General features: G+C 74.1%; 6 protein-coding genes and 1 pseudogene. 5 read left to right on the forward strand and 2 right to left on the reverse strand.

What is annotated here, in order from left to right:
• Both G3I53_RS04005 and G3I53_RS04010 read left to right on the forward strand, forming a co-directional pair.
• Window positions 1–246: helix-turn-helix transcriptional regulator (locus G3I53_RS04005; RefSeq protein ID WP_164438019.1), on the forward strand; the 246-nt coding region annotated here is incomplete at its 5' end.
• A gap of 188 nt (window positions 247–434) precedes the next feature.
• Window positions 435–632 (forward strand): hypothetical protein, encoded by a 198-nt coding sequence (locus G3I53_RS04010; protein WP_164337989.1) that lies wholly within the window; start codon window positions 435–437, stop codon window positions 630–632.
• A gap of 52 nt (window positions 633–684) precedes the next feature.
• On the opposite strand, the gene G3I53_RS04015 is transcribed toward G3I53_RS04010, so the two are convergent.
• Entirely contained in the window at window positions 685–2,088 is a 1,404-nt protein-coding gene (locus G3I53_RS04015) for a DUF2252 domain-containing protein (RefSeq protein WP_164337988.1), read from the reverse strand.
• 345 nt (window positions 2,089–2,433) lie between these two features.
• Here G3I53_RS04015 and G3I53_RS04020 point away from each other — a divergent pair, with 345 nt between their 5' ends.
• Window positions 2,434–3,261 carry a class II glutamine amidotransferase gene (locus G3I53_RS04020; RefSeq protein WP_164332417.1) on the forward strand — a complete coding sequence of 276 codons (828 nt, stop codon included), beginning with the start codon at window positions 2,434–2,436 and terminating at the stop codon, window positions 3,259–3,261.
• Between the two features lie 18 nt (window positions 3,262–3,279).
• Here G3I53_RS04020 and G3I53_RS04025 read toward each other — a convergent pair whose 3' ends face one another.
• Window positions 3,280–4,530: an FAD-binding protein gene (locus G3I53_RS04025; protein WP_164332418.1), complete on the reverse strand. Its 1,251-nt coding sequence runs from the start codon at window positions 4,528–4,530 to the stop codon at window positions 3,280–3,282.
• Between the two features lie 156 nt (window positions 4,531–4,686).
• On the opposite strand from G3I53_RS04025, the gene G3I53_RS04030 reads away from it, so the two are divergent.
• Both G3I53_RS04030 and G3I53_RS04035 read left to right on the forward strand, forming a co-directional pair.
• Window positions 4,687–6,006 carry a radical SAM protein gene (locus tag G3I53_RS04030; RefSeq protein ID WP_164332419.1) on the forward strand — a complete coding sequence of 440 codons (1,320 nt, stop codon included), beginning with the start codon at window positions 4,687–4,689 and terminating at the stop codon, window positions 6,004–6,006.
• A gap of 225 nt (window positions 6,007–6,231) precedes the next feature.
• Window positions 6,232–7,025, forward strand: a pseudogene (locus G3I53_RS04035) (cellulose-binding protein); the annotation flags it as partial.

Consider the following 7,025-nt stretch of genomic DNA (forward strand, 5'->3'; position numbering starts at 1 on the left):
GCGGCACCGTACGGGCCGTCGGCACCGGACGCCGAGCGGCGCCCGCCGGTGGTGGAGGAACTCAGCGGCCGGGAACGCGACGTGCTGCGGCGGCTGGCCCTGATGATGTCCACCGAGGAGATCGCCGCCGACCTGTTCGTGTCGGTGAACACGGTCAAGACGCACCTCAAGAGCGTGTACCGCAAGCTCGCGGTGAACCGCCGGGGCGAGGCCGTGCGCCGCGCGCGTGAGCTGGGCCTGCTGTGAGGAGCCCGGCGCGACTCGCCCGTGGCGGGTGAGCCCGGCCCGGGCCCGCGCGCGGAGCATCACAGGCACGGTGTGCGGGCACGCGCCGCCGCACCCGGGACCGGCCGCCGCCGCGCGGAGCACGGAACGACGCCGCACGGCACCGGCCGCCCGCGCACGACGTCCCACAAGCACGGGAGGGCCGGCTCATGCACTACGAACTCCGCGTGGCCGGGCGGCTGACGAAGGACCGGATCGACGCCTTCCCGGAGCTCGACCACGTGATGCTGCCGGGTCAGACGGTGCTCTACGGGCACGTCGTCGACGAGGCCCACCTGTACGGACTGCTGGCCCGCTGCCGGTCCCTGGGGCTGCGCCTGCTGGAGGTACGGCCCGCACCACGCTGACCGGCGGCCCGGGGGACCGGGAGCCGCCGGGCCGGGAGACCCCCGGCGCGCCTCACCGGCTCTCCGCCCGCACCCGTCCCGACCGGACCGCCGCGCCCAGCGCCGCGTGGTCCCGTTCGTTGAGGTCGGCGTAGGACCGGGCGAACGCGACGAGCGCCCGGTCGAACCGGCTGCTGCCGCCGAGGTAGGCGGCGATGGCGACCGGGTCCCCGGACCGCGCGTGGGCCCGGGCCAGGGAGCTGCCGCACAGCCGGGCGAACAGCCGGAGCAGACCGGGGTCCATGGTGTCGGGGCGCGCGATGCCCTTCCAGTCGCGCAGCTGCCGCACGTAGAAGTCCCGGCCCCGCCCGTCGAGGCCCACGGCATGGGTCCAGCCCAGCAGGATGTCGCTCGACGTCTGGATCAGCCGCTGCCCGGCCACCACCCGGCGGCCCTGGTGCTCGCACGGCTCACCGCCCGTGTAGGGGGCGAGCACGGACTCCTGCGCCTCCTTGGCCTGCAGCAGCAGCGGGTCGTCGTCGTCCCGGCCGAGCAGCAGCACGATCCAGCAGCGGGTGCCGACACTGCCGACGCCCACCACTTTCCGCGCCATGTCGACCACGTGGTACCGGCCCAGCAGGTACCGGCGCTCCGAGGACAGGGAGCGCACGTACCCCTGGAGGACGCCGCGCAGGCCCTGCCGCTCCGCGGCCGGGTCGTCCAGCAGGTCGCCGAGCGGCACCAGCAGCGGCGGGTCGGGCGCGATGCGCCGGCCCTCGGCCGTGACCCGCGTGAGCTTCGTGTACGCCTGGAGGTGGGTGCGGGTGCGGGCCTTCGCCGCCGCCCGGTCGGTGCGCCGGCGGGCCTCCTGGTCCATCGAGGACGCCAGCAGCTCCCGCGCCCGGTCGACGTCGTCCTGCGCGTACCAGACGTCCAGGGTGCGCATGCCGGCGAAGTCCCGCATCCGCCGCCGGTAGGCGCGCACACACGTGCGGACGGCGTCGTCCTGCTCGTCGGTGGAGAAGCCGTTGGCCCGGGCCGCGATGACGAAGCTGGCCGCGAGGCGTTTGACGTCCCACTCGAAGGGGCCGGCCAGCGTCTCGTCGAAGTCGTTGATGTCGAAGACCAGATGCCGTTCCGGCGAGGCCAGCAGCCGGAAGTTCAGCAGGTGCGCGTCCCCGCAGAGCTGCACGGTCAGGCCGGTGTTCGGGGCGGGCCCGAGGTCCGCCGCCATGACCGCGGCGGCGCCGCGGTAGAAGCGGAACGGTGATTCGAGCATGCGGCCGTAGCGGATCGGCACCAGCTCGGGCAGCCGCGTCGCCGACTGGCGTTCGACCGTGTCGACCGGGTCGGGCCGGTCCCCGGCCGCCTCGAACCAGCCGTGCACCGACCGGGGCGCACGCGACCGCGCGGCTCTGCCGCGCTGGGCACGCTCCGCCGGGGACAAGGGCGCGTTCAGGACGCTGGGTACGGCCATCGCAGAACTCCGCTCCCGCCGTGGGCCGACGTCTGTCCGCCCCCACTGTCGCCGCCGGCCCGCCGCGGCCGGATCACCCGCCGGGGGTGAGGCGGCCCGGTGGCGCCGGCCGCAGCCTGGGGTGGGCGGCCGACGCCCCCGGACGGCACCGCTGCTGCCCGCCCCCGTGGTCTGCCGTGTCCCGGGGGCGGGTCCCCGCGCCCCCGGGACACGACGGGGCGGACGGAAAGCGGGCGGGACCGGCTCATGCCGGGCGCGTGGGTCCGATGCGCGGGCGCGGGTACCCGGAGCTGCGGGAAGCCGGGGGACCCGTGGGGTCCCGAGCGAGATGAGAGGACCCGCGCGATGTGCCGTTGGCTCGCCTACTCGGGCACCCCGATCCTGCTCGACAGCATCCTCTACCGGCCCGCCCACTCCCTGATCGACCAGAGCCTGCACGCCAAGATGGGGGTGGAGACCACCAACGGCGACGGGTTCGGCGTCGGCTGGTACGGGGACGGCGACGGCACGCCGGCCGTGCTGCGGGAGATCGGCCCGGCCTGGAGCAACCGCAACCTGCGCGAGATCGCCCGTCACGTCCGCTCCCGCCTGTTCTTCGCCCACATCCGCGCCTCCACCGGCTCGGCGGTGCAGCAGACCAACTGCCACCCCTTCCGCCACGGCCCCTGGATGTGGATGCACAACGGCGCGATCGAGGGGTTCGACCGGGTCCGGCGGGACCTGCTGCTGGCCGTGGACCCGGACCTCTTCCCGCACATCGAGGGCTCCACGGACTCCGAGACGATGTTCTACCTGGCACTCACCCTCGGCCTGGAGGAGGACCCGCCGGCCGCCGTCGCGCGGATGGCCGGACTCGTCGAACGCACCGGCCGCGCGCACGGCGTGCCGGACCCGCTGCAGATGACGGTCGCGGTGACCGACGGCGAGAGCCTGTGGGCGTTCCGGTACTCCAGCCGACGGGAGTCCCGCTCCCTCTTCTACAGCACGCGCGTGGACACCCTGCGCTCCCTCCACCCCGACCTGGAGTTCCTGCGCGGGGTGTCCGAGGGCACCCGCCTGATCGTCTCCGAGCCGCTCGGCGACATGCCGGGGGCCTGGAACGCCGTCCCCGAGAGCACCTACGGGGTGGTGCGGCCGGGCGGGGACGAGATGCACGCGTTCGCGCCCGCCTGACCGCCCGGCGCCCGTCCGCTACCGCAGCAGCTCCCGGACGAAGGCGTTGCGGAAGACCTCCGCCGGGTCCAGCGCGCCGGCCAGGCGCGCGAAGTCCCGCAGCCGCGGGTACCGGCCGCGCAGCCCGGCCACCGGGGTGGTGAACACCTTCCCCCAGTGCGGCCGCGGCGAGAAGGGCGCCAGGGCCTCCTCCACCCGCCGCACCACCGGCAGCACCGCCCCCGCGTCCGCGATCCAGGTGAAGTGGAAGGCCACCGAATCCCGGCCGTGGGCCGGACTGAGCCACTGCCCGTCCGCGGCGACCGTGCGTATCTCGCAGGTCTGCAGGACGGGGGCGACCGCCTCCCGGACCGCGTCGAGCGCGTGCAGCGCCTCGACGGCGCTGCCGCGCGGCATCAGGTACTCCGACTGCAGCTCCGCCCCGCTGCTCGGGGTGAACTCCGCGCGGAAGTGCGGCAGCCGCTCGTGCCACGGCCCCGGCACCCCGAACTGCTCGGTGCAGTTCACGGCGGGCATGCCCGGCACCGGGTGCATCTTCCCGGTCGCGGGCTCCGCCCACGGGAACGGCGGCAGCGGCCGGTCGGTGCGCCGCTTCAGCCACACCTGCCGGAAGCCGGGCGCCCGCCAGTCCGTGAACAGGCTCACGCTGTACGCCGACGCCATCACCTGCTCGAACGTCTGCGGGTCGAGCACGTCGAGCGGCAGCTCGGTGAAGACGTGCTGCTCCACCTCGTAGGCCGGCTCCAGGTCCAGGGTGAGCGCGGTGACCACGCCCAGCGCGCCGAGCGAGGTGACGACGGCGCCGAAGCGGTCGTCGGCCCGGCCGATCCGCTCGAGGTCACCGGCGGCCGTGACCAGCTCCACCTCGCGCACCGCCGAGGCCAGCGGGCCGTTCGTCACGCCGGAACCGTGCGTGCCGGTCGCCACCGACCCGGCGACGGAGATGTGCGGCAGGGACGCCATGTTCGGCAGCGCCAGCCCGTGCGCGTGCACGGCGCGCGCCAGCTCCGCGTACCGCACGCCGCCGCCGACCGCGACCGTCCGGGCCGCGGTGTCCACGTCGATCCGCGGGGGCATCGCGTCCAGCGACAGCAGCAGCCCGCCCTCGCCCGGGTCGGCGATGCGGTTGAAGGAGTGCCCGCTGCCCAGGACCCGCACCCGGCCGCCGCCGCGGACCAGCGCCCGCAGCTCCTCCAGGGTGCGCGGACGGCGCAGCTCCGCGCCGGCGTACGTGATGTTGCCCGCCCAGTTGGTGACGCTCTCGGTCATCCCTCGCCCTCCGTGACGTCCGGGGACGCCCGACGCCCCCCGCCGGAACCTACCCCGGGGAGTGGACCGTGCCGTGTCGGGGGACCCGGCACCGCGGTTCTCCGAGCGGGGGCATACCGTGAGGAGTCGTACGTCCGAGCCGGGAGGAGACACGGGATGGGCAGCCGGACCGCGCTGGTCGAGGATCTGATGGAGCGGTTCCCGCACGTGCCGCGGGAAGCCGTCTTCAAGGAGGACCTGCTGCGGGGCGGTGTGGCCTTCGACCCCTCCGCCCTCAGCGACAACGAGGACGGCGAGGTCAAACCGAAGTCGTACTTCATCTTCTCCTTCGACCACGGCACCCTGCCGGAACTGGGCGAGGCCGCCCTCCGGCGCCCGCCGGAGGAGATCATCCTCACCGGCGGCCCCTACGACCTGCGCCGCACGGTGGTGTCGGTGCGGGTGAACCCCGCGTCGCCCTACCGGGTGGCCGCCGACGAGCACGGCGTGCTCGGCCTCTACCTCGACGGCAGGCGGATCTCCGACGTCGGTGTGCCGCCCATGCCCGAGTACTACCGGCACACCCTCTCCAACGGGAAGTCCGTCATGGAGGTCGCCCCGACCATCCAGTGGGGCTACCTGATCTACCTGACGGTCTTCCGGGTGTGCCAGTACTTCGGCGCCAAGGAGGAGTGCCAGTACTGCGACATCAACCACAACTGGCGCCAGCACAAGGCCGCCGGCCGGCCGTACACCGGCGTCAAGGACGTCGAGGAGGTCCTGGAGGCGCTGGAGATCATCGACCGGTACGACACGGCGAAGGCGTCCACCGCCTACACCCTCACCGGCGGCGCCATCACCAGGACCGTCGCAGGCCGTGACGAGGCCGACTTCTACGGCCACTACGCCAAGGCCATCGAGGAGCGCTTCCCCGGCCGCTGGATCGGCAAGGTCGTCGCCCAGGCGCTGCCCAAGGACGACGTGCAGCGCTTCAAGGACTACGGGGTGCAGATCTACCACCCCAACTACGAGGTGTGGGACGAGTACCTGTTCAAGATGTACTGCCCGGGCAAGGAGCGCTACGTCGGCCGGGACGAGTGGCACCGGCGCATCCTGGACTCCGCGGACGTCTTCGGCGCGCGCAACGTCATCCCCAACTTCGTGGCCGGCGTGGAGATGTCCCAGCCGTTCGGCTTCAGCACCGTCGACGAGGCCATCGCCTCCACCACCGAGGGGCTGCGCTTCTTCATGTCGCACGGCATCACGCCCCGCTTCACGACCTGGTGCCCGGAGCCCACGACCCCGCTCGGCAAGGCCAACCCGAACGGCGCGCCGCTGGAGTACCACATCCGGCTGCTGGAGGCCTACCGCGCCACCATGGACGACTTCGGCCTCTCCTCGCCCCCCGGCTACGGCCCGCCCGGCCCCGGCCGCGCGGTGTTCTCCGTGAGCTCGTTCATGGACAGCCTGCCCGCGCAGGAGCCCGTCGAGGCGTGAGCCGGGGCCCGCGGGGCCGTCACACGCCATGAGGAAGGCCGGAACCGAGACGTTCCGGCCTTCCTTTGCGTAGGGTCCCGGCGAGGGGCGCGGTCCGCGGGATGTGTGAAGACGCCGCTTGTCAGTTGCGGCGCGGACGTGAAAAGGTCGTCGTCTGCCGCGAGGCATCCCTCAACTAATCCGCCGGTATGGCGAGTTGACCTCGTTCGTGGATGCAGGAGACCCATGCCCGACCTGCCGAGCCCCCAGGACGTCTCCGAGACGGCCCTGTTCTCCGAGTGCTGGGACGCGGTGCTCTCCTACGCCGACCTGTGCACGGCCGGGACGGCCGCCGCCGCCGAACTGGCCCGGGAGGCCTTCGCGCACGGCATACGCGACCTGCGCGCCGCCGAGTCGGCGACCGTCCGCGGCACCGGCCGCCGCGCGGCCCGGCTGCCCCGGATCCCGCTGCTGCTCACCGCCGTCCGCACCGCCGTGACCCGCTGGGAGGAGGACGGCCAGGGCCACAAACTGGACCCGGACCTGCGGCTGTGGCTGCACTCCGACCGCGCCGCCCGCTACACCGGCCCGCCGCTGGAACGCCCCGTCGCCCTGCGCGGACTGCGCGACCTCCAGCCCGCCGACGCCGAACTGCTGTGGCTCGCCGAGGTGGAGGCCCTGCCGCTGCCGGTGGTGGCCCGCCGCCTCGGCCTCGACCCGGCCACCGCCGGCGACGAACTCGCCCAGGTGCGCGGCCTGTTCCGGGACCGGTGCCACCGCAACCACCTCGACTCGCCGATGGACGCGGAGTGCCGCAGCTACGCCCGCCTCCTCGACGCGGTCACCCGCTCGCCCGCCGCCGACACCCCCGAGGACCTCTCCCGCCACCTCGCCACCTGCGTGCGGTGCGCGGAGGCCGCCGCCTGCCTGCGGGTGACCGACGGCGGACTGCCCGGCGCCCTGGCCGGCGGGGTGATCGGCTGGGGCGGACCGGCCTACCTGGAGCGGCGCCGCCGGGCCGCCGACGTGCGCCTCGGCAC

Source organism: Streptomyces sp. SID14436, assembly GCF_010548465.1.
Lineage (GTDB): Bacteria > Actinomycetota > Actinomycetes > Streptomycetales > Streptomycetaceae > Streptomyces.

Bases quoted from the DNA above. Each gene is read 5' to 3' on its own strand.
- G3I53_RS04010 (WP_164337989.1), top strand. From the start codon at position 435: ATGCACTACGAACTCCGCGTGGCCGGGCGGCTGACGAAGGACCGGATC.
- G3I53_RS04015 (WP_164337988.1), bottom strand. From the start codon at position 2,088: ATGGCCGTACCCAGCGTCCTGAACGCGCCCTTGTCCCCGGCGGAGCGT.
- G3I53_RS04020 (WP_164332417.1), top strand. From the start codon at position 2,434: ATGTGCCGTTGGCTCGCCTACTCGGGCACCCCGATCCTGCTCGACAGC.
- G3I53_RS04025 (WP_164332418.1), bottom strand. From the start codon at position 4,530: ATGACCGAGAGCGTCACCAACTGGGCGGGCAACATCACGTACGCCGGC.
- G3I53_RS04030 (WP_164332419.1), top strand. From the start codon at position 4,687: ATGGGCAGCCGGACCGCGCTGGTCGAGGATCTGATGGAGCGGTTCCCG.